This window comes from Nostoc sp. LEGE 12447 (assembly GCF_015206985.1).
In the GTDB taxonomy this organism is placed as follows: Bacteria; Cyanobacteriota; Cyanobacteriia; order Cyanobacteriales; family Nostocaceae; genus Nostoc.
On sequence record NZ_JADEXT010000021.1, the window covers coordinates 1 to 20520 of the forward strand.

Consider the following 20520-nt stretch of genomic DNA (forward strand, 5'->3'; position numbering starts at 1 on the left):
CAGCATGGCCTGTAATCGGCATCTGGTTCACCGCCTTGGGTGTAAGCACAATGGCGTTCAACTTGAACGGTTTCAACTTCAACCAATCAATCATTGACTCTGAAGGTCGTGTGATTGCAACTTGGGCGGATGTAATCAACCGCGCTAACCTCGGTATGGAAGTAATGCACGAGCGTAACGCTCACAACTTCCCTCTAGATTTGGCATCTGCTGAATCTGCTCCTGTTGCTCTTTCTGCTCCTGCTATCAACGGTTAATTCTCAAGCATTAACTCAATTAGCTAAATAAGAAAGCGCTCTCCCACTTCGGGAGGGCGCTTTTTAGTTGTAAGCTGTTACACAAATAAGATTGCACATCAACTGGTGAGGTTGTCCTTTGTCAATTGTCCTTTGTCCTTGGTAAACACTTTTGACAAATGACAAATGACTAATGACTAATGACTAATGACTAATGACGGTCTACACGGAAAATATTGCAATATGTAGGCGCGTTAGCTTAATTATGACAGCGCATTCTTACTTGATCGTCTGGTAGTGTAAAAACAACTCACTTCCAACTTGACGAGTTTCGATGAGTTCCAGATGAGGAGCAACAGTGGAAATAAAACCCTCTCCCTCCACAGGGGTAGGAGCATCCTTTCCTCCATAAATGACGGGCCAGATTGTCAACCACCAATCGTCAATTCGCCCAGCCTTTACTAGAGATGCTGTTAAATAGCCTCCTCCTAAAGCAACGACCTTGTGAATACCGCGCTCTGCCATCAAGCTGTAGGCTCGATTCCAGTCCAGGTCTGTATCTCCCAAATCAATTAATTCAGCCAGTTTTTGCAAACTTGTTGTATCAGAACTACGCTCTAAACCAGTCCGTGTCGTAAATATCCATCGCTCAATGTCCTCGCTCAAAAAAGGGGAGTCCAGCGATAGGTCAAGGGAACCTGAGACAACACAAACAATAGGCTGGCGAGACTGACCCCGAGCCTCGCGCGCTGCTAATAATTCGGGATTGCGAATTGAAAAAATTACGTCTCCAGCCCGAATCGTTCCTGCTCCTACCAGGATTAGATCAGCAAGTGAGACTTCATACTCTACGTGTGCTTGATCGGCTGCATCAGGATTACCGCCTGCTTGAGGATCTACGGAGCTAATCTTTCCATCGACCGTCATGGCAATAACTACAGTTGTTTGGATAGCTGACATGATTACGTTCTGACAGTTCTTTATAATTTTATCTTTTTGAATTCTTTGCCATGAATCCCCAATGGAGTATAAATGGGAAAATTAGCCACTGAGGCAATATGAAATTCTTAGAATGGCTGTGTCAGCGCTATCCGTCACCTCCTTATCTGGCAAGCGTTTTGACCCTGGATATTTTTTAACTGGAACTCCCTTATCCGAACCGTATTGCCTGCCACCTTTATTCTTGGACAGGTAAAATAATCTCAAATTCTGTCCCCTGTCCTAACTTAGAAAGGACGTTAATTTGTCCGCCATGAGTTGACATAATAGAGTAAGCTACGGTCAGTCCTAATCCCGTTCCTTTACCGACAGTTTTTGTTGTAAAGAAGGGGTCAAATACTTGTTTTTGCATTTCATCAGAAATTCCAGTTCCATTATCGGCAATGCAAATGCTCACACTCTTGGTTAGAGAATTGCTCAGTTCGGTACGAATTGTAATAGTAGGAGTTGTGATTTTTGCTTCATTTAAGGCATCAATAGCGTTATTCAAGACATTCATGATTACCTGATTGATTTGTTTGGCGTGACAACTCACTTTTGGAAGATCGGTATAGTTTTTGATGATGGCAATTTTGGTGAGTCGATGTTGCAGAATTAACAAAGTATTATCAATTCCATCATGAATATTTACGGCTTTGATATCTGCTTCATCAAGGCGGACAAAATTCCGCAGAGATAAGACAATATTTTGAATGCGTTGACTACCCTGTTCTATTGAATCTATTAGATTTGGTACGTCTTTGATTGTGTAATCTAAATCCTTTTCCTGGAAATAAGTTTGAATTTCAGTAGTAGGTTGTGGATATTGATGTTGATAGAGCCTAATACCACTTAGCAAGTCCTGGAAATAATTTTTTAGATGGCTAATATTGCCGGCGATAAAGTTGACTGGGTTATTAATTTCATGGGCAATGCCAGCAACCATTTGCCCTAAACTCGACATTTTTTCAGCATGAATCAATTGGGCTTGGGTTTGTTGTAATTCCTGGAGAGTATGCGACAATTGCTGATTTTTGCTGTAGAGTTCTTGGGTACGCTGCTCTACTTTTTGCTCTAGAGTATTGTAGAGTAGGGCATTTTCGAGGGAAATCGCCGCTTGAGTGGTTAATAATTGTAGTACATCTAGGCGATCGCCCGCAAATGCACCCATTGTTAGCTGATTTTCTAAATACAAAATCCCCAGTAAGTGCCCTTGGTTACGAATTGGCATACACAGCGCACTTTTGGGTTGATGCTGGCGCATATATTCCCCAATCACACTAGGCAGATGGGTTTTGAGATCGTCAATTACAACTGTTTCTAGGGTATTTTTCACATACTGAATCAGTTTGACTGGGACATTAGGATGATTATCTAAAGGTGCTGTTTGCAACATAGTATCTTCTAAGGTGGCGATCGCCCGCACTTGCCATGACCCATCTTGAAAGAGAATTAACGCACATCTATCAGCGCCAGCATTTTCGAGAATAATCTGAGTTAGCGTCTGGATTAATTGATCTAAGTGAATTGCGGTAGAGATTGCTTGGGAGGCTTTAAAAACAGATCCAAAGTCCAGCACTGAATTGACGCTACTGGATGAACTTGATATCTGGGTTGAGGAGTGATTAGAGGTACTGGATATTACAGTATTACATAGTGTTTCTTGCGAGTTGAGTTTGAGGTTTTTCTGTTGCACAATCACTCGCAAAAGTTCTGGGTAACGTCGTTCTAAATTTTCTAGTTTGGTTTTTGCACCCCAACGGGCATAGGAGTAGTAAGCTTGTTCCATGTATGCTTGGGCAACTTTTTCTTTGCCCCAGTCGAGGTAGAAGTTGGCAGCCAGTTCATTGCTAAGTGCTGCTTCTTGGATGTAGCCATTTTTTTTTGCTCCAGCAATGGCAAGGTCGTAAAATTCCATTGCTGCGGTTTTTTGTGCCAGTATCCGATACTTTTCTGCCTCCACCAACTGGAATCGATGCAGATGATTCATGGGTGCATAATTTGCCCACTGTTGCATCGTGTCCTGATTTTCTGCTACCTGCTGTAAAATTCTCTGTTGTTCTTCGGCTAGCGATGTCGGAAATAAAGCCAGTTGCAGCAGCGAATCATAAAAGTTCAATATTGGAAGATTCACCGTAGCATATCCTGAACCGGAATATTGTTTGGCTTTGACAGTATATTCCACTGCCAAATCCAATGCTTGAAACAGATAACAAAGCATCAATTTGTTGACAAAGAAATGCCACAAAGCAGCGCCATCATTACTTTGCTCATGTAAAGTCAGCATTGACCTTTCATCGTAGGCTGCGCCAACTAATTCCCAAGGAGTAGTTTTTGACTCGATTAAATTCAAGACTACTTGGTAGTAAATATTGTTGTAATTGAGTGTATGTTTTTGGTTGATTTTTTCTATTGCTGCCCCATAAATCCCTAATTCATCAGCTAATTTGGTTAATTCTTGACCAGCAATGTAAGCTTGCAAGCAATAAAGGTGGGCAGCATAACTAGCATAAATCAAATCCCCACTATCTAACCCACTGGTATAGGCTTGTAGTAATGGCTGGAGCATTGCTGTTACAGGCTCTTTCCAATGGGCGACACAAAGATGAACGACTACGAGGACTCTTGCTTCGTGTTCCCGATCTTGAAACTTAGACAGCAGTTGCAAGGCTAACTTCCCAAATTCATAACCTGTTGAGATACCGCCTGGTTGACCACAAAGCATGAGTCCATACCCTGAGTAAGCGAAGCTAGAAGCGGAAGTATTTCCGTATTTTACAGAAAGAGCAACTTTCTTCAGCACCACCAAACGATGAAGTTCAGGTTTTGCCATATAAGCAGGAGTTGTTACTTTAACTAAAACACGCAAGGCTGCACGTAATTCGGGATTCTGCATCTCTGGCAAATCAACCAATTCAGCAACTGTTTTGCCACTTAAGCTAGCTTCAGTTTCTTGCAAAGCCAGAACAAAATCTGATGCCGTTGGTTCTTGAGGGAACTCAATGCCCAGCAACTGCAAAAATTGCATAGCTGTATCGATAGCTACCAAAAATTTTCCTTGAGCTATGTAAGCTTCAATTTTTACCTCATAAACTTTAGCTGTATCAACGATCGCTTTTGCGTGTTGTAAAATTTCCTGGGCGAAATCTTCCATTGCGTCAATTTCGCCACATAGAAAACTGGTTTCGGTGGCTTCGTTATACAAGCTTAAGGTCAGATTGTAGTCAGATTCCCAAGGGTTAAATGGTAGTAACTGGATACCTGTTTTCAGATAAGCAATGGCTGAACTGTATGCAGTTGAGGCTTTTGCCTTTTTCCCAGCCATGAGATTTAACTGTGCGAGTTCATGGCGTTCTGTAGGTTGATGGTAATGTTCAAGCCCAATATTTAGCTGATTAGCGATCGCAAAAATCTGATTTTCTAGTTCAGCTTCCGGGGTATTTTGCCACAGCAGGCGACCGATTTTGACATGGGTTGTCTGTTTATGATCTTCATGAATCAGTGAGTAAGCGGCTTGTTGGACGCGATCGTGTAGAAATTTATATGTTACAGAATGAGCGATTTCCTGATTAGTTGCTTGATTTTCGTGCCCTGCATAAAACTTATAAACTTCGCTAGTTGGCAAAATCAAGCCGAACTCTAATGCTGCCCATAATGCGGCGGCGGTTTCGGTTGGGGATTGTTGATAAACAATTGCCAATATATGCAAATCAAATTGATTACCAATACAAGCCGCCAGCTGATTTAAATGGTAATCCCCCTGTCAGTAATTCGTAAAAAGTTACACCCAAAGAATAAAAATCTGTGCGATAGTCAATTCCCCGATTCATTCTTCCAGTTTGTTCTGGGGAAATATAAGCAAGTGTTCCTTCTAATACGTTGGGACTGATTAAAGTTTGAGTTTCTCTTGGCAGTAGAGATGCAATACTAAAATCGATTAATTTAACTTGTTTTGTTTCTGGATTAATCAGAATATTGGCAGGTTTAATATCTTTATGAATAATGCGATTGCGAATTAGAATATCTAAGGTCTCACACAGAGATATAGCCAGGGGCAAAAATTCCCTAAGTGAATGTTGCTTTGCGCCCATCTCTGTTTTCAGGGAAATTCCCCCAAAGTCTTGCATTACGAGCGCATAGCCATTCTGGTAGGATTCCAGGCTGTAAGTTTGGACGATCGAGGGTGAGTTGAGATTTTTAGCGATCGTGTATTGATTGCGAAACTGTACTAGTTCAGAAAAACTGGGATAAGGATTTTTCAGCAGTTTGATGACTACAGGCTGTTGGTCACTCTCTCGAACTGCTCGATAAACTAGGGTTCTAGAACCGTTGTAGAGTTCTTCGCTGACTTGATAGCCGGGAATGGTAACTACACTGCTAATCATAATTCTTTTGAATTTTTAAGACCTTAGCATTTAGTGTTCCCAGATCCGCCCCATCAGTCAGAGATTAAGGTAAAGGGATTTCTTAGCTTTGACTACTCCCAAATCTTGATTCTCGCAGCGAATATTTAATCGGTTCATCTACTTTCTTTTTGTAGCAGGTAGCGATCGCTATCTGTGCCCGATTTTCTGATCCCATTGATTCCACTTCTTGCAAAAGTGCTTTTTGCACTCTTGTCGGAAAAGGGGAAAGGTAAAATACAAAACCTTTCCCCCAAACCCAACAAGTATTGCTTACTAAATTGAAGCTGTATTGAATTTTAGAATACCTTGCGTTCAGCCAAATGGGATAGAACATCTTGGTATGAGAACCAAACTTGCCGCAACTGCTTGCGGGCGAATAATTTCAACTGATCGCCAGCAGAGGCTGAACCTGGTTGAGTTGCATTAGCATAACTGGTAAGCGCCATCGCTTTTACAGGTTGAGAAAATTCAATCGCAGCAATATAAGAATCACCAGAAACAGATTTGAAGCGCCCGTCTGATAGTGGAACTCAGATATCGCTGACGTTAGCAGCTTATGATATTACAAAGACCAATATACCGACAGTTGATCCTGATAATCCTGATGTATTCTTTGCAGTCGGAGAGGTAAAAAGTCGCGGAATTGAACTGGATGTGGCAGGAGAAATTACACCCGGTTGGAAGATAGTAGCTTCTGGTTTCCTAAATGATGCCTATGTCAGCGAAGACAACGATCCTTCTTTGAAAGGTTCGCGTTTGGTAAATGCACCCTATCACGGCGCTAGTCTATGGACAACTTATGAAATCCAGAGTGGTGATTTGCAAGGGTTCGGTTTTGGTGCAGAGTTATTTTTTATAGGCGATCGCATTACTAACCAGAGCGATCCGTTTACTCTTCCTTCCTATGTTAGAACCGATGCGACTATCTTCTACAAACGTAATGATTGGGGAGCCGCACTCAATTTCAAAAATCTGTTTGATGTGAAATACTACGAAACCAACGGCTTTTATGTATTCCCACAAGCACCTTTTACAGCTCAGGGCACAATTTCATTCAGTTTTTAAATTCTCTTTAAACCTCATTTTAGTAAGGCGAGGGAGAAGGAATCAGTTTTCTTCCCCTTTATCAGGAGGAATGAGAAGGGTAATCAATGTATGTAAAGGATATCTGCAATGAAATCCAAGACATTCCGTAACTGGGCATTTACTCTACACCGCTACCTCGGTTTAGCTATGGGATTTGTGCTGATTATAATTGGCTTGACAGGTAGTTTATTGGTCTTTCAGAAGGAAATTAACCACTTTTTAGTAGCCCAACAGTTTGGATATATCTCTCCCCAAGAAGCGCCAATGTCTCTAGAGTCAGTGGTAAATACTGTGAAAGCGGAATATGATTCATCCCGAAAGGACTTAAAACTCAATAAAGTCTATATCCCTTCAGAGCTAAATGAACCAATTATGTTTGCCTTCGTTGATCCTGATGACAAAGGGATAGATGTTTTTGTCAATCCTTATACTGGTGCAATCATGGGTGAGCAATCGGACAGAACATTGATTCTTCTGCTGTATGAACTCCATTATAATCTGATGGCTGGAGACATTGGGCGATCGCATCCTCAACTCTTTTATTCCCCTACACTATGGTACCTTTGGCGGTTTATCCACGCGCATTCTCTACGTATTTGTTGGATTATCACCCTTGATTTTATTTATAAGTGGCTTTGTCATGTACCAACATCGCTACCGAGAAAAATCTGTCCGCCACAATCAGGTAATAGAACTATCAAAGAACCATCAAGATTAATTGAAGGTTAATTTGCCAACCGCCACAAACCTATAATTTAAGACTCATACAAGTGCGTATATTCATCATTATTTGGCTTGGTCAAACCGTTTCTATTATTGGTAGTGGGATGACTGGCTTCGCATTCACTATCTGGATATGGGAACTAACGCATCAGGTTACAGCAATAGCGTTGTTTGGGTTGTTTGCACAATTGCCACAAGTATTGATTGCTCCGATCGCTGGGTTTATTGTAGATCGTTGGAACCGTAAATATCTGATGATAGTTGGGGATACAGTGAGTGGTGTTGTAGCGATCGCTCAGTCCATTGTTATAGAAAAACATGGCGGAACTTTGAATGTGAATTCTACTCCTGGCCAAGGAACAGAATTTGTGATTACTTTACCGATTCTGGCTTAGACTCAAAGTTAACTTGGTCGAAAACAGGAATTAACAGAGGAAGAACGAGCAGTCATTAGCGGAGGGTATTTTTACAAGTGCGATCGTTAACGTTTAACTTTCTTAAACTTCTGATCAGATTTCAGTTTCCTGCTGTTAAGGAAATTAATTGCAACCAATTAGCTCAATTACTGTTGGATTCTGCAAAGCCACGGCCATTACTGCTAGATGCACGAAGTCAAACAGAATATGGGGTAAGCCACATCAAAACAGCAGTGTGTATAGATCATCTAACACCTGACTTAGCAGCACTTTCAACAGTTTCAAAAGATAGACAAATTGTTATCTACTGTGCTGTTGGCTACCGGAGCGCCAAATTAGCCCAACAGCTTGAGCAAGCCGGGATGAAGTGCATTTATAACTTGAGCGGTGGGATTTTTCAGTGGGCAAATGAAGGGAGGCTTATTTTTAAAGACGAGCATCAGACACAGCTTGTACATCCTTATAATGCAATATGGGGAAAACTGCTAAAACCTACAAACCATGCTCAGGAGTGGTAAATTTTAAGTAAATACATTTGTTTATCCTAGTATCAAATTCTTAATAAAACTACTCTTGCTGCATGTCTCAAGTTTCGATTGTCATTCCGACTTTAAACGAAGCAGTTAGCTTAGGGCGTACATTGCGCCAACTGACTTTACTTAATCCTCCTGCAAAGGAAGTGATAGTGGTAGATGGTGGCAGCGAAGATGAGACAGTGGCAGTTGCAAAACAATGCTTCGGGTTATTCGATCAGTCGCTATGTCTACAAGTTATCTCATCTGAGCAGCGTGGGCGTTCTATTCAGATGAATTACGGTGCATCGGCTGCAACGGGAGATATCCTTTGCTTTCTTCATGCAGACACTTGGGTGCCGGATGACCTAATCACTGTAATAGAGCAAACCTTAGCAGAGCCAACCATTGCCTGTGGGGGGTTTATTTCTCTGATGAGTGGATCTCAAACCACTCGCTGGGGTGTCTCTCTACATAATTATCTCAAAACCTATTACGCACCACTGTTATTTAAACCGTACCTGTTTTTTCGAGGATTACGTCTTTTGTTTGGAGATCAGGTAATGTTTTGTCGTAGTACTGACTTTTGGGATTGCGATGGATTTGATCAGGCATTGCCGATTATGGAGGATGGAGATTTATGCCTGAAATTGGCTAAAAAAGGGCGTATTTATCAGGTAAACCGGATTGTGCAATCTTCAGATCGACGCGTCGCAAAATGGGGTAGCTTCAAAGCAACTGCAATTTACCTTTATATCGGTTTTTTGTGGGGGATTGGCGTTGATGCAAATTATCTCAAACAATTTTATCAAGATATTCGCTGATTCAGGCTCCAGTCATAGTAGAGATAGGAAATCGGCGTTGAGGCTTGCAAAGGCAAATCTGTTTCTAGGTAAGAGCGGATATATTCTGGAATGGAGGATGTAACCTTGAGAAAGTCTTGACGATACCATTTAAAGATTTTGCTACAGTAGAGCGTTTTACTATCTGAGTCATAACGGACTTTTTCAGGATTATTAATAAAGCGACGGGTGTCTTCATCTAACTGCTGAGTAACTTGTTCAGGAAAATAAGCTCCAGCACGCAGTAATGGGCAACCAACCGAAGCGCAGACAATTGCAAAATGAATTCGCGGCTCCTGTAATTTCTCCCGCAGAATAGAGTTCTCTATTTGGGCTAAACTGTAACGTTCGTCAAATATATAATAACTACGACGTTGAAAGAACCACAAAAAAGCCAGCCAGTTGGGAATGCCTAAGATTTGCGGACGAATTGACTCAAGTGGGTACATCTCCAAAATTGCCGAAATAGTGAACGCATTGTAAAGATTGATCCACAATGCCAATTGCTCAAAAGTGCTGCAATTAGATGTAAAATCCAGATTTGCTTGACTTGACAACCAATCTCCTAGCGCTTGAGGTTGCTCTGTTTTCCAAGCAAAATAGTCTACACGACCCTGTTGATCAACATACTGACGCAATAACCTATCCCAAGGCTCAAAATCAATCATTATCGCTGTGTTTAGGGAATTCCAGTAAAAAAACATCCCATCCCTGTGTTTGGGTAGGGGCGTAAGGTCTTGCACCCCTACTACAAATATACAAATTTATTACACGGTGGCGTTGAAAATTGGGAATTGGTTTAATAATTTAGCCTCTAAAGTGCTAAATCTGAAACAGAAAAACATGGTAGAGCCTGTTAGAAACCTATTATGTTTACTTTTACATTCAAGTAGGGCAAAGTATGATTGCTTTAAGATATTTTGCATTCTTTGTACTACTATTAGCTGGACTATTATCAGCAATTAAGCAAATGAGTCTTGCTTTAGATGAAGGAAATCTTGAGCAGTTCACTCTTTGGACAGGTATTGCCTCTATCATTGCAGGTTTACCAATTATATTGTGGTAAATCTCAGGTAAGCAGATAGTTTTTTAACTAGGTATATTTATACTTTATAAATACGTTTGATGATGGAGAAAAACCAATAATCGGGCAACAATTTACGTAGCATAAGCAAAATGGGCGCAGGTTGACCAACGGGATAGCGCATTTTATAACTACGATCAATGGCTGCTTTAAATATTGCCTGAGCAACTAATTCTGGAGGCTCTCCTTTTCTTCCCGCTTCTTGGGATACCCTTTGTGCAGTATCTACTAATGGTTGATACATGGGCAAATCATCACGCACGATCGCTCGATTATTTTCGTAAAATTCGGTTTTAATCACACCTGGTTCAACAATTTTAATTTTGATATTGAACGGTTCTAATTCATATTGCAAAGCTTCACTAAACCCTTCTACCGCCCATTTGGAACTGTGATAAATGCTATACAAGGGGAAAGTAATTCGTCCTCCCATACTGGCAATTTGAATAATAGTGCCACCGCCTTGTTGACGCAGATGAGGAATGATCGCTTGTGTGATTCGCATCAACCCAAAGACGTTGGTATTGAATTGTTTGGTGATTATTTCATCAGTCATGGCTTCAAATACACCATCTACACCATAACCAGCGTTATTTACTAAAACATCAATTTGACCAAAATCTTGGATGGCAGAAGCGATCGCAGTTTGAATACTATTATTATCTGTAACATCTAAAAAATATACTTTGATGTTAGAAAATTCACGGAAATTCTGGTCTTGGCTGGGGTTTCGCATCGTGGCTGCAACGTTCCAGCCTTGTTGCGCGAAGTATATGGTAGTGAATTTCCCAATTCCACTGGATGTTCCGGTGATGAAAACTGTTTTGGGCATGGGTATTAAGGGGTTGAGTGAGATGTAAAGAGGCGAAGTTGTGCGTCTCTACATATATGATTTTTTAAACTCGGAGGGTTTGTGGTTTGTAGCAATCCTCCAAAATTCAATACCGTTCAGTTAAGGACAAGACTTAGCGAAAATTAAGAAAAAACGAACCGCAAAGGACACAAAGGACACAAAGGAATAAGATTTTCAGAGAGTTTTTGCGTAAGTCCTGAAAGGTTTTTGGCACTAACTGAACCGTATTGCTCCAAAATTCACCAATACATATTTCTCAGAAACCCTTGTAAAATATGGATTTTTGAATTTTGGATTGGTATTAGACGCTGTTTTGTTTGATGATATCGCGGTATAAGTTAGCGGCTGGGGTTGGTTGGCGTTTGAGTTCTGGGTCTGTATCTAGGTCAATGTGATATAGCCCAAAATCGCTATCTGGGCCAAATTTCAGACCCCACTCACGGTTGGAGGTGATACACCAAGAGACATAACCGATGACGTTTATCCCGTCTTGACGGGCGCGTTGCACTTGTTGGAGATGCTGGCGAATGTAGTCTTCACGCTTGACGACTTTATCGGCTACTTCTACACAGCCATTCTCAATAATCATAATTTCTTTATCGGGGAATAACTGGGCGTGAAATTTGAGCATATCGTAGAGAACACCAGACCAAACTGGCGCATTACCAAAACGTCCAAAAGCAGCATCCATTAATTGTTGAATGCGGTTGAGTCGGAGATTGCTAATGCCCCAATAATAGTCAAAACCAACAAAATCTTGTTGACCTACACATTCTTGAGGACAGAGGAATGTGGGTAATTTCCCAGCCATACCTAAGTGCCACCAGTTACTTGTCAGCGATGTGGAAAGTACGCTGAAAATCTTGAAAATTGGGTCAAAGATGCGGGTGAGCGATCGCAGTACGGGTAAACGTTGTTGGGTGGAAACGGCAACAAATTTCACTTTACTGGGATCGCCGAAGATTTGCTTGGCGATTAAACGTGCTAAATCAATCTCTAAGCCGCTAAATTCTCCGGTTTTGGGGTCGCGGTAGCCAAACCCAGGTACGTTTTCTTTGACTGCGACAACTAAATAACCACGGTCTTGAATGCGTCGCAGTGGTGTACCGGGTTGAGGCTGTCCGATAGTTGGACTAGAAGATCCGCCTGTGGTGATGTCAGCTAGGGTTGAACGTCTACCGATTTTCGGTACAACTGGGACGGGTTGATTGGGGAAGTAATGACTATAGCTAGCTTGCCAAGCCCCGGATTCTTTAAACTGTCGCACTACTGTATCTACAATATTCAATAGGGCGCGATCGCCTTTAACTACAGCTGCGCCATAGTTCTCTACTGTCAGCCCTTCATTATTTTTACCCACCAGTCGATATTGCCCTGGGTGTTGTCTCATCAGACCCAAGAGAATTGTGTCATCTGCAAGAATGGCACTCACTTGCTCATAATCCAAGGCTTGCAAGGCATCAGCGTAATCTTCTACTACTTTGACTTCAACTCTGGGTAACAGGTATTCTATGGTAGATTCTGCCGTCGAACTTTTGACAACTGCTACTGTTTTCTGAGCCAGATTTTCTGGTTGCTGAATGGGACTGCTGGCTTTGACTAAGAGAAATTGTCCCGCCTGATAATAAGTTTCCGAAAACGCTACTTGCTGTTGTCGCTCGGCGGTAATAGTCAAATTAGCAATGACAATATCAACTTTTCCCTTTTCCAACAAACTGCGCTCAGTAAAACGTTTACCCTGAGAAATCATATCTTCGGGACGACGCAGATTAGTAACATTGCGATCCACCAATTTCTGCAACCATAGAGGCAGACCCAATAACATGGGGTTTGCTCCCACTTGAGCATCTGGGTTGTACTCTTTGAGGATATTTCTGGCGCGTGTATGGGAGACAAACAAATTCCGCATAAGTTTCTGCACGGCGGTCATTTGATCGGCAATAGTTGCACCACGCTCCAAACCTGGGGGCATAAAATAGGCTCTTTCCCACCAAGGTTTGATGTAACCGTAAATTAATTGACTAGGTTCGTTAAAGCTAATCCAATAACGTGCTAAATGACCCAAACGCTTGGCGACTTCTGTGGCGTAGTTAGCAAAAATAGCTGGAAATTCTGGCGCAGTTAAACCCCCCCGTGCTTCTACATGGATGGGATGGGTGAAGTGATGCAGAGTTACAATTGGTTCTAAACCATGCGATCTGATAGTTTCAATTACTTGGCGATAATGTTCAAAAGCTTCTTCACTGAACTTACCGGGTTCAGGTTCTACCCGTGACCAAGCGATCGAAAACCGGAAGGACTTGCAACCAAGGGATTGAGCTAAGGCAATATCTTCAGCGTAGCGATGCCAAAAGTCAGTGGCTCGACCCCTGACCGTAATACCGCGACGACGTTCCCATACATCCCGAATATCTTCAAACTGGGAATCGTAAGCTTCACACTGATGGTCAGCAGTTGCAACACCGAATAAGAATGATGAGGGTAAAGGCGTAAGGCGATCGCTCATGTTAATTTCTCCTGAAAAGTTGTGAAAGAAGGCAGAAGGCGGGACAATACTTTTCGGTTAAGGGGGAAAGGGGAAAGGGAAAAGGTTTGAATTTCCCTTTCCCCATTACCCTTTAACCTTTCCCCAGAGCAAAAGAGAGATTATTGGGTTTAACCGAAAAGTATTGGAAGGCGGGAGGCAGATCGCTTTTAGCGTCTCCCTTTGGGAGAAGGCAGGAAGGATTCAAGAGAAAATTGCACAACTAAACAATGAAAATGTATTTTCCCTACATCCTTAAACCTTTATACTCCACTCAGCAGAGGTTTAATTTGGAATTTACGGTTGGTAAGTTTCCCAAATATTGCCCCAGAAAAAACTACCAAACTCTGCCAATAATGTAGTTTTCTCTGTCAGTGACTTGGCGTTAGTGATTCGCCACCCGGAAACGCACTTGGCTATGTCACCCACATCTAGGGTTAAAATTCCTGCACCGATAATGGGACTGTTTTCATCTGTACCTTGATGTAGGTAAGTATAGATAGTTGTCATATCTTGCCACAAATCAAATCCCGGATCATTATGCAGTTCTTTCTTGCCTACTAAGTAATAATCTTGATTACTATGTTCAAAAGCAAGTTCATAAGTAATGTATTTATATCCGGGATTATGGTTATGAGAAAACAGGTTAAACACGCCTCTTTTGAGGGGAATGTGTTCGCCAAAATCTGCAAAACTAATGTTGCCAGCAATACTAGCAGTAAAAGTGCTATCACTCAAAAAACGTTTTAAGTCACAAATGTTAATTGTCAGTTGCAATGAGAGTGAGGAATTGTGCGTTTTGCCTTTTGCTGCACCCTGAATCGGGTCAGTCTCATTTAAAACAAACGCACCCGCCATCCTTTCGCGAAAAGTCATTCCTGGCAAATTGTCGTGCATTCGGGTCACGTTTGGCTGGAAGGGCAATCCTGCGGATGACATGGTTTGCAAATATTGTTTAGCATCGGCGTAACCCATATCAACCAAAGTTGCACCATCAATGTTTCCCAAATAGTAATCAGGATCAAGAGGTAAAGGATAAGCGGGTTTGATGAGATGGAGTTTGATTGGTTGGGTATGTCCGTAGACTGTCTCCCCTTGCAAAATTCTCTGGTTGATTTCATTGATGCGATCGCACTCTTCAAAAAATGCCCCGTTCGCACTCAGTTCCATCATGTGGACATATTGATTAAAAATTCCCGTTTGATATTCGCTACTATTGCCAATGCACCACAATACCCAAAGTTCATCTGCACCCCGGCGCACCGCTTCCATGAGATTAACATCTTTAATCCACACGGAATCCATGTAGAGATAATCGCCTTTCTGTACAGGTGGCATAAAGATGGGGAGAGAAATCCCCGCAACCAATAAATCTAAATCTAGGCGATCGTGGGAAATGACTTCATTCGTTTTGTGGGTAAAGTTGCAAACATTAAATGTACCTTGCATTCCCTCCGAGGCATTGATTTTGCTGATATCAATTCCCAAGTGGGGGAAAACGCGATCAATAATGCCGTCTGCATCTCCCATAGACAACAAATCCCAGGCTTTGAGGTATTTTTCTAGAGGGATAAAGGAGACAAAATCTTTAACATTCAAAGTCCGCCAGCGATCGCACATCTCAATCGGCGATAGTCCAGATAGCAGCATTGCTAAATTCATCGTACCGCCCGAAGTACCATCCGCATGATTAAAACACAGTCCTGATTCGAATAAGGCGCGGATAGCTCCAGCTTGGTAAGCTACACGCATTCCACCACCAGCTAAGATCAAGGAACGTTTATTCCCTGAGTATGTTGGTTCAGGAGTGCCGTAAGGTTTATGCGGTTGGTTGCTCATAAGTGTATCCTGGTGTAAAAGTACGCAAGCGAAACAAGTACCAGAAAATTAATACTCCTGATAACAGGTCAAAACCAGCAATTAGCAGCGCGAATGGGGAAAAAATTAGCTTGATAACAGCCAAACAAACGGCTATTGAAGCACCAAATTTTTGTAATCCTGCCCAAATTAAGACAATAGGTTGGGGTTGTGGGCTGATTAATGCTTGTAACAGTGCGCCGTTAAACAGCAGCATAAACATACCGATGATGGCAAAAAAATGCTGGCTAGTCGGGGTTACTTCTGCTGAGACAATGTAGAGTATTAAACTAGGCAAAACCATTTGCAACAATCCACTCACAATGGTGAAAATGGCAATGCCAATTAATGATAAGTGGAGTACTTTACCGTTATTCATCATATTTTTGATTAATTTTTAAGTGGTACTACATACATCTCGGCTTGATCATCCTTGGGCAAAGCCTTTGGCGCTGGTAGCCATTCTTGACCCAAACCTAAATTAACTACACTTTCTAAACCTTCTGGTTGTTGTGTAGGGGGTGTGTCGTAGCCAAGAAACCAACTTTCCAAATGGTCATCTAGCATACCTGTGATTTCCGGGAAAAAGCCTGTAAATATAGGTTCGGGGCTAATCTCTAGGTGTTTTAGTGATTGGATACGGGGATGATCGCCTATGGTAAGTTTGGCTGAACCTGGTTTGAACAGCGAAAATCCCAATTTCCCTTGAAAGTAAATCACGGATTTCATCAACATCCCGCGAAATGCACAGTAGTTTGCTGCACCCATTTTCAGGGGAAACCAAGCTTTGGCGGGTTTGGCAACCTCAATTTTCATCACTAGTTGCCCATCTAAATCATATTGACTGCTGACGGTGCGATCGCCAATCACAAAGTCCAAGTTAGCTTGATGTTTGGGCATTCCCCAAATTCCTTTACCACCTTTGACAGAAATTTCAGTACTGACAGGTAAATCAAGTACATACTGCCCAGTGCCGTACTGTTGCATCAATAAAGCAGGTAGTAATGGCGGGGCTGGTTTTGCGCCATGAGTGCAGGCGATCGCAATACTAAATTCGATGTATTTACCAATGTCAGTAATCTGATAATTAATCACCGTGATCACTAACAACCCCTGATTATTCCATAGTCGCAGAGGATGTACTTCTTTGGCTGGAATCAATTCTTTAGCGCGATCGGCGTTAATCGGAAATACCGCCATCAACGCTGGTGTGTGTTCAGAATTAACGGGTAATTGAAAAGGTATGCCATCAACTAGGGCATAAAGTCCTGTTTGTTGTTTTAAACGTTGAGGTATCATATTTTTTCACACATAATTAAATTTATTGATAGAGAGAAGTAACAAAGGTCTAGAGAATAAAATTTGCATTTTTCAAACAGTCTTTTCTAATTCTGCAAGCATTAACGGAAACACATCTTGGGCTGCATTCTTACCCATAAATATGTCTAAATGGCTGTAGTTATCCAGAACGTGTAAAGCATGGTAATTAGGATGCAGAGAGTCAAAATATTTAAAAGTTTCTATCTGACTTTGTGGGAGAAAGCAACGGTTAAGTTGCCCAGCAAAAAATGCAATCCGGGCATCGGTTTTTGGTGGTTGGGCAATAAAATTTTTTGGTAAATTGGGGAAGTTATCAACAGAAATTAGATGTCCACGATTGATGCACTGAGACATTTGTGCGAAAAAACTGAGCGGCACATAAGCGAATTCCTGCTTCAGCCATTCGTGGGTGGCTTCGTTGAGGTTGGCGTGTTCCCACAATGCCGGAAAGCCAGTCCCATAAGTAAAGCTAACTTGTTTGCAGACTGAATTATTACATTCGTGATGCGTAAGACCCACGAACAGAGAGATGATTTTTGCAGCTAGACTTGGTGAATCTATTTGCCATTGTGGGTTTAAATGATCGGTGAGTAAATTGACTGCTGGTACTGCAAAATTGATTTTGAAAGATGACCATGAGGGTACAATCGGATGCAGTGAAACGGCATTGCTAATAATAGTTTTGACTTGTGGGACTAAGCCAGCCACCACAGACATCATGAAACTAGTAGATCCCTGACAATGGATGATAGCTTTGATTTCTTCATAACCCGTTTCTTCGACAATTGTTTTCACCGCTTGTGGATGGTCATTCACTGCGGCTCGGTCAAGTGTCCAATGATTAGGATTTAAGTCAATACTGGCACGCCAGTTTTCTAACCATACGTCATAACCATGAGCAACTAAGTAATTAACTATATTAGTATCCACAGGAGCGCGAAAGATATTGGCTCTGACTCCTGCACCATGCGCTAGTAATACAGGCGATTTAGAAGGAGGGTTTTCACCTCTAACGTTAATTAAGTTGCATTCAAAGCCATCTTTGCTAGTAAAAGGTACTATTCTTTCTCGTAAAGATTGAGTATATGTTGTGGTGTTCATTTTGATAAATTTGTTAATAGATTAGGGCATTGGGCATTGCCTCCTTCCCTCTGCCTCATCGCTCCCAATACGGTTCGGATAAGCATTTTTCACTTTCCTTGTGGTCTGGGTAAAGGGTAAGGGGTAAAGGGGAAATGATGTATTCAAAACATAAGTCCCTTTCCCCTTTCCCCTTTAACCGAACCGTATTGTCATAGCTCCCGCCTCCTAAAGTTAAATGTAGACTTCCGCTAAAGTACCGGCAAAGAAACGACTGAATCTATCTATTGCTTGTAGGCGTTCCCCAACAGTATCTGCGTTGGTAACTTTCATAGTGGTCATTTGTTTGATGAAGTCCATCGGCTGAATTTTGAGAATGCCTTGACCAACGATGGGATCATTTTCACTGTCGCCCTCATAAACGGTGATGAATAGTGTGGTGGTATCAGACCAAACATCGAATCCTGGATCATCATGAATTTGCTTGAAGCCTTTCAAGTAATAACGTTGTCCTGATTGCGTCATCATGTGTAAGCGATAACGCATTTGTCTGGTTTTTTGTTGGCCTTGTTGGACAACAAACAAATTAAAATCGCTATTGGTGACGGTTAGGGCTTCTGGTGATAAAACAGGGGCTTTAACTATACCAACTATTTTCCCTAGGTGTTCGGGGTCGTTGAGTAGTTTGTCTAAGTCATCGGCAATTACTGTAACGGTGAACTCTAGAGGCGAGTTGTCTTGTTTGCCTTGCCAGAATGCAGGCTGATAGTTGTCGTCTTTGACTGCGGTAGAAAAGTAGCCGCGCATGGTCTCGGTGAATTGAATGCCGACTTTGGTAGGACGGGTAGTGTCACCGGTGACTATGGTTGGGGTAGTCAAATCATAATTAATCGTCCAACCCCGGTCTGTAGCAATGAGGGTACAGCAGCGTTCCGCTAGAGCAGAGATTGTCAGTAGTGGATTTACACCTAATGTCCGAGGAACTATTGAACCATCAGCAACATATAAATTTTCGTAGACGTTTGTTCCTTGGTTGCTAGCAAATACTTGTCCCTTATGGTTGACAACACCGTGTTCAGCATCCTCCGCTAAGATACAGCCTCCTAGTGGATGGACTGTAACTAAGTCATGACCAAAGGCATCAGACCAAATGGGATTAGGAATTTGTGTACCACCTAGGGGTTCGGTGGCTTCTGTAAGACGATTATTGACTCGTTGAAAAATGGGTTGACTTCCTACATCTTGCCATTTAATGCGGAGACGGTCATTTTCTAAGTACATTTGTCCGGCTGCATCATCATGGGTCATGACTAAGTAGGTTTGGGTGTTGCGGACTGCACCAGTGTAAGCACCATGAGTCAAACTCTCAACTTCGCGGATTTTTTCTTCGATGCGATCGCCTAAACCAGAGTCGGTGTCCTTACCTAAAATTTTGGCAGCCGCCGCAAGGGTTTGGGGTAATATAGCAGCCAGACCTCCAGGAATTGAGCCTTCTTCAATCACTAGCCCGTTATCTAATTGGGGCTGTTCTCGCATATCTATGATGCCGGTGATACATGGCCCTACTGGTTCTTGGGCATTCTCCGGGCGATCGCCAAAACCAATACCGTTAATTACTTGCTCAGTGTTATAGCCAAAAGCTAGGACATCACCATTCCCTGTAAAATTATGTCCCAATTTCTCAGATACAGCTAAACCAGCAGCTTGAGAACGCAGCAAAATTTCTGTAGATCCCAATGTCCCAGCCGCCAGAATCACAATATCAGCACTGACAAACATTGTGGGAGCGTTAAAGCTTTCTTGGCCTGTGTTTAATAATTGGTAATGGACTAGCCAGCGATTCCCCTGACGTTCAACTCGTCGCACGGAAACTTGTGTATAGATTTCTGCACCGTGGTTTTTTGCATCTGGGAGGTAATTCATCAACACGGTGTTTTTGGCTTTATTATTACAGCCAGAAACACAATCACCGCAGAGATTACATTTGTTTTGTTCTACACCGACATGATTCACCCCATCTTGAAATGTCACATTGATGGGGGGACGATAGAACTTTTCATTCAAATATTTAGACGATTTTTCTAAAGCTTGTAATTTTGGCAGAGGAGGAAAATTTTCGGGGTAGGGAGTAGGTTTGAGCATTTCCTCCGCACGACGATAACCTGAGGCTAATAAAGTCCCAACATCATCACGCAATTCCTTTGGCCAGCGTGAATCTGCAAATACACGCGGTTCAGCTTGTAATGACACATTGGCGTTAACTAAAGATGTTCCACCTAGTCCACAACCAATAAATACATTAATGTCTTTATTCACATGGAAGTCATACAAAGCTGTGTGCGAACCTAGATGATGTTGTGGCAAATCTATCTGCATTTGTGCCAATGCTTTACTTTGAGTTTTGGGATATTCACCAGGTTGGAATTCTTTCCCTCGCTCTAAAATACACACTTGCTGCCCGGCTCGTGCTAAACGCGATGCGGCAATACTACCACCATAACCAGAACCAATAACTACAACTGTATAGTAATTTTTTAAGTTTTCAATCGGGCTGGATAAACGAGTCATTATATTCATCCTTAGCAATTATGGACATGAAAATA

Annotated in this window: 17 protein-coding genes and 3 pseudogenes; 7 read left to right on the forward strand and 13 right to left on the reverse strand. The window is 42.0% G+C overall.

Features of this window, described 5'->3' with window-relative positions:
* Positions 1-257 (forward strand): annotated as a pseudogene (locus IQ274_RS20515) (photosystem II q(b) protein); the annotation flags it as partial.
* 258 nt (positions 258-515) lie between these two features.
* Here IQ274_RS20515 and IQ274_RS20520 read toward each other — a convergent pair.
* The 5 genes and pseudogenes from IQ274_RS20520 to IQ274_RS20535 form a co-directional block, all read right to left on the reverse strand.
* Complete coding sequence (locus IQ274_RS20520; RefSeq protein ID WP_194143274.1) at positions 516-1196, reverse strand: RibD family protein; 681 nt, start codon at positions 1194-1196, stop codon at positions 516-518.
* Between the two features lie 217 nt (positions 1197-1413).
* Positions 1414-4914, reverse strand: coding sequence for an ATP-binding protein (locus IQ274_RS20525; protein ID WP_322745269.1), 3501 nt, complete (start codon positions 4912-4914; stop codon positions 1414-1416).
* Positions 4915-4954: 40 nt separating this feature from the next.
* A pseudogene (locus IQ274_RS37760) lies at positions 4955-5599 on the reverse strand (serine/threonine protein kinase); the annotation flags it as partial.
* A gap of 82 nt (positions 5600-5681) precedes the next feature.
* On the reverse strand, positions 5682-5828 hold the full coding sequence (locus IQ274_RS20530) for a hypothetical protein (RefSeq protein WP_194143275.1): 147 nt from the start codon (positions 5826-5828) through the stop codon (positions 5682-5684).
* A gap of 88 nt (positions 5829-5916) precedes the next feature.
* Positions 5917-6102 (reverse strand): hypothetical protein, encoded by a 186-nt coding sequence (locus tag IQ274_RS20535; protein ID WP_163926758.1) that lies wholly within the window; start codon positions 6100-6102, stop codon positions 5917-5919.
* Between the two features lie 22 nt (positions 6103-6124).
* Here IQ274_RS20535 and IQ274_RS20540 point away from each other — a divergent pair, with 22 nt between their 5' ends.
* The 6 genes and pseudogenes from IQ274_RS20540 (at position 6125) to IQ274_RS20560 (ending at position 9181) form a co-directional block, all read left to right on the forward strand.
* Entirely contained in the window at positions 6125-6685 is a 561-nt protein-coding gene (locus IQ274_RS20540; RefSeq protein ID WP_194143276.1) for a TonB-dependent siderophore receptor, read from the forward strand.
* Positions 6686-6853: 168 nt separating this feature from the next.
* A pseudogene (locus IQ274_RS20545) lies at positions 6854-7163 on the forward strand (PepSY domain-containing protein); the annotation flags it as partial.
* Between the two features lie 57 nt (positions 7164-7220).
* Positions 7221-7424 (forward strand): PepSY domain-containing protein, encoded by a 204-nt coding sequence (locus tag IQ274_RS36635; protein WP_228058280.1) that lies wholly within the window; start codon positions 7221-7223, stop codon positions 7422-7424.
* A gap of 52 nt (positions 7425-7476) precedes the next feature.
* Positions 7477-7824: an MFS transporter gene (locus tag IQ274_RS20550; protein WP_163926726.1), complete on the forward strand. Its 348-nt coding sequence runs from the start codon at positions 7477-7479 to the stop codon at positions 7822-7824.
* A gap of 173 nt (positions 7825-7997) precedes the next feature.
* Positions 7998-8363 (forward strand): rhodanese-like domain-containing protein, encoded by a 366-nt coding sequence (locus IQ274_RS20555; protein ID WP_228058275.1) that lies wholly within the window; start codon positions 7998-8000, stop codon positions 8361-8363.
* Positions 8364-8425: 62 nt separating this feature from the next.
* The gene (locus IQ274_RS20560) at positions 8426-9181 is read left to right on the forward strand and encodes a TIGR04283 family arsenosugar biosynthesis glycosyltransferase (RefSeq protein ID WP_163926728.1); all 756 of its coding nucleotides are present in this window, start codon (positions 8426-8428) and stop codon (positions 9179-9181) included.
* Here the strand turns inward: IQ274_RS20560 and IQ274_RS20565 are convergent.
* The 8 genes from IQ274_RS20565 to IQ274_RS20605 all read right to left on the reverse strand — a co-directional run bounded on the left by IQ274_RS20565 (position 9166) and on the right by IQ274_RS20605 (position 20485).
* Positions 9166-9867 (reverse strand): DUF547 domain-containing protein, encoded by a 702-nt coding sequence (locus IQ274_RS20565; protein WP_163926729.1) that lies wholly within the window; start codon positions 9865-9867, stop codon positions 9166-9168. The two genes, IQ274_RS20560 and IQ274_RS20565, sit on opposite strands and share 16 nt — an antisense overlap.
* A gap of 435 nt (positions 9868-10302) precedes the next feature.
* Positions 10303-11115, reverse strand: a complete 813-nt coding sequence (locus IQ274_RS20575; RefSeq protein ID WP_163926730.1) for an SDR family oxidoreductase — start codon at positions 11113-11115, stop codon at positions 10303-10305.
* Positions 11116-11437: 322 nt separating this feature from the next.
* A complete protein-coding gene (locus IQ274_RS20580; RefSeq protein ID WP_194143277.1) occupies positions 11438-13642 on the reverse strand; it encodes a family 1 glycosylhydrolase in 2205 nt (734 codons plus the stop codon).
* 315 nt (positions 13643-13957) lie between these two features.
* A complete protein-coding gene (locus IQ274_RS20585) occupies positions 13958-15499 on the reverse strand; it encodes a patatin-like phospholipase family protein (protein ID WP_194143278.1) in 1542 nt (513 codons plus the stop codon).
* A complete protein-coding gene (locus IQ274_RS20590; RefSeq protein ID WP_194143279.1) occupies positions 15480-15899 on the reverse strand; it encodes a patatin in 420 nt (139 codons plus the stop codon). Before IQ274_RS20590 ends, IQ274_RS20585 begins: the two co-directional genes overlap by 20 nt.
* Positions 15900-15907: 8 nt before the next feature.
* Positions 15908-16816 carry an acetoacetate decarboxylase family protein gene (locus tag IQ274_RS20595; protein ID WP_194143280.1) on the reverse strand — a complete coding sequence of 303 codons (909 nt, stop codon included), beginning with the start codon at positions 16814-16816 and terminating at the stop codon, positions 15908-15910.
* Between the two features lie 72 nt (positions 16817-16888).
* On the reverse strand, positions 16889-17938 hold the full coding sequence (locus IQ274_RS20600) for an esterase (RefSeq protein ID WP_194143281.1): 1050 nt from the start codon (positions 17936-17938) through the stop codon (positions 16889-16891).
* Between the two features lie 213 nt (positions 17939-18151).
* Positions 18152-20485: a GMC family oxidoreductase N-terminal domain-containing protein gene (locus IQ274_RS20605; RefSeq protein WP_194143282.1), complete on the reverse strand. Its 2334-nt coding sequence runs from the start codon at positions 20483-20485 to the stop codon at positions 18152-18154.
* Positions 20486-20520 lie beyond the last annotated feature (35 nt).

Bases quoted from the DNA above. Each gene is read 5' to 3' on its own strand.
- IQ274_RS20590 (WP_194143279.1), bottom strand. From the start codon at position 15,899: ATGATGAATAACGGTAAAGTACTCCACTTATCATTAATTGGCATTGCC.
- IQ274_RS20580 (WP_194143277.1), bottom strand. From the start codon at position 13,642: ATGAGCGATCGCCTTACGCCTTTACCCTCATCATTCTTATTCGGTGTT.
- IQ274_RS20565 (WP_163926729.1), bottom strand. From the start codon at position 9,867: ATGATTGATTTTGAGCCTTGGGATAGGTTATTGCGTCAGTATGTTGAT.
- IQ274_RS20600 (WP_194143281.1), bottom strand. From the start codon at position 17,938: ATGAACACCACAACATATACTCAATCTTTACGAGAAAGAATAGTACCT.
- IQ274_RS20575 (WP_163926730.1), bottom strand. From the start codon at position 11,115: ATGCCCAAAACAGTTTTCATCACCGGAACATCCAGTGGAATTGGGAAA.
- IQ274_RS20585 (WP_194143278.1), bottom strand. From the start codon at position 15,499: ATGAGCAACCAACCGCATAAACCTTACGGCACTCCTGAACCAACATAC.
- IQ274_RS20520 (WP_194143274.1), bottom strand. From the start codon at position 1,196: ATGTCAGCTATCCAAACAACTGTAGTTATTGCCATGACGGTCGATGGA.
- IQ274_RS20560 (WP_163926728.1), top strand. From the start codon at position 8,426: ATGTCTCAAGTTTCGATTGTCATTCCGACTTTAAACGAAGCAGTTAGC.
- IQ274_RS20605 (WP_194143282.1), bottom strand. From the start codon at position 20,485: ATGACTCGTTTATCCAGCCCGATTGAAAACTTAAAAAATTACTATACA.
- IQ274_RS20595 (WP_194143280.1), bottom strand. From the start codon at position 16,816: ATGATACCTCAACGTTTAAAACAACAAACAGGACTTTATGCCCTAGTT.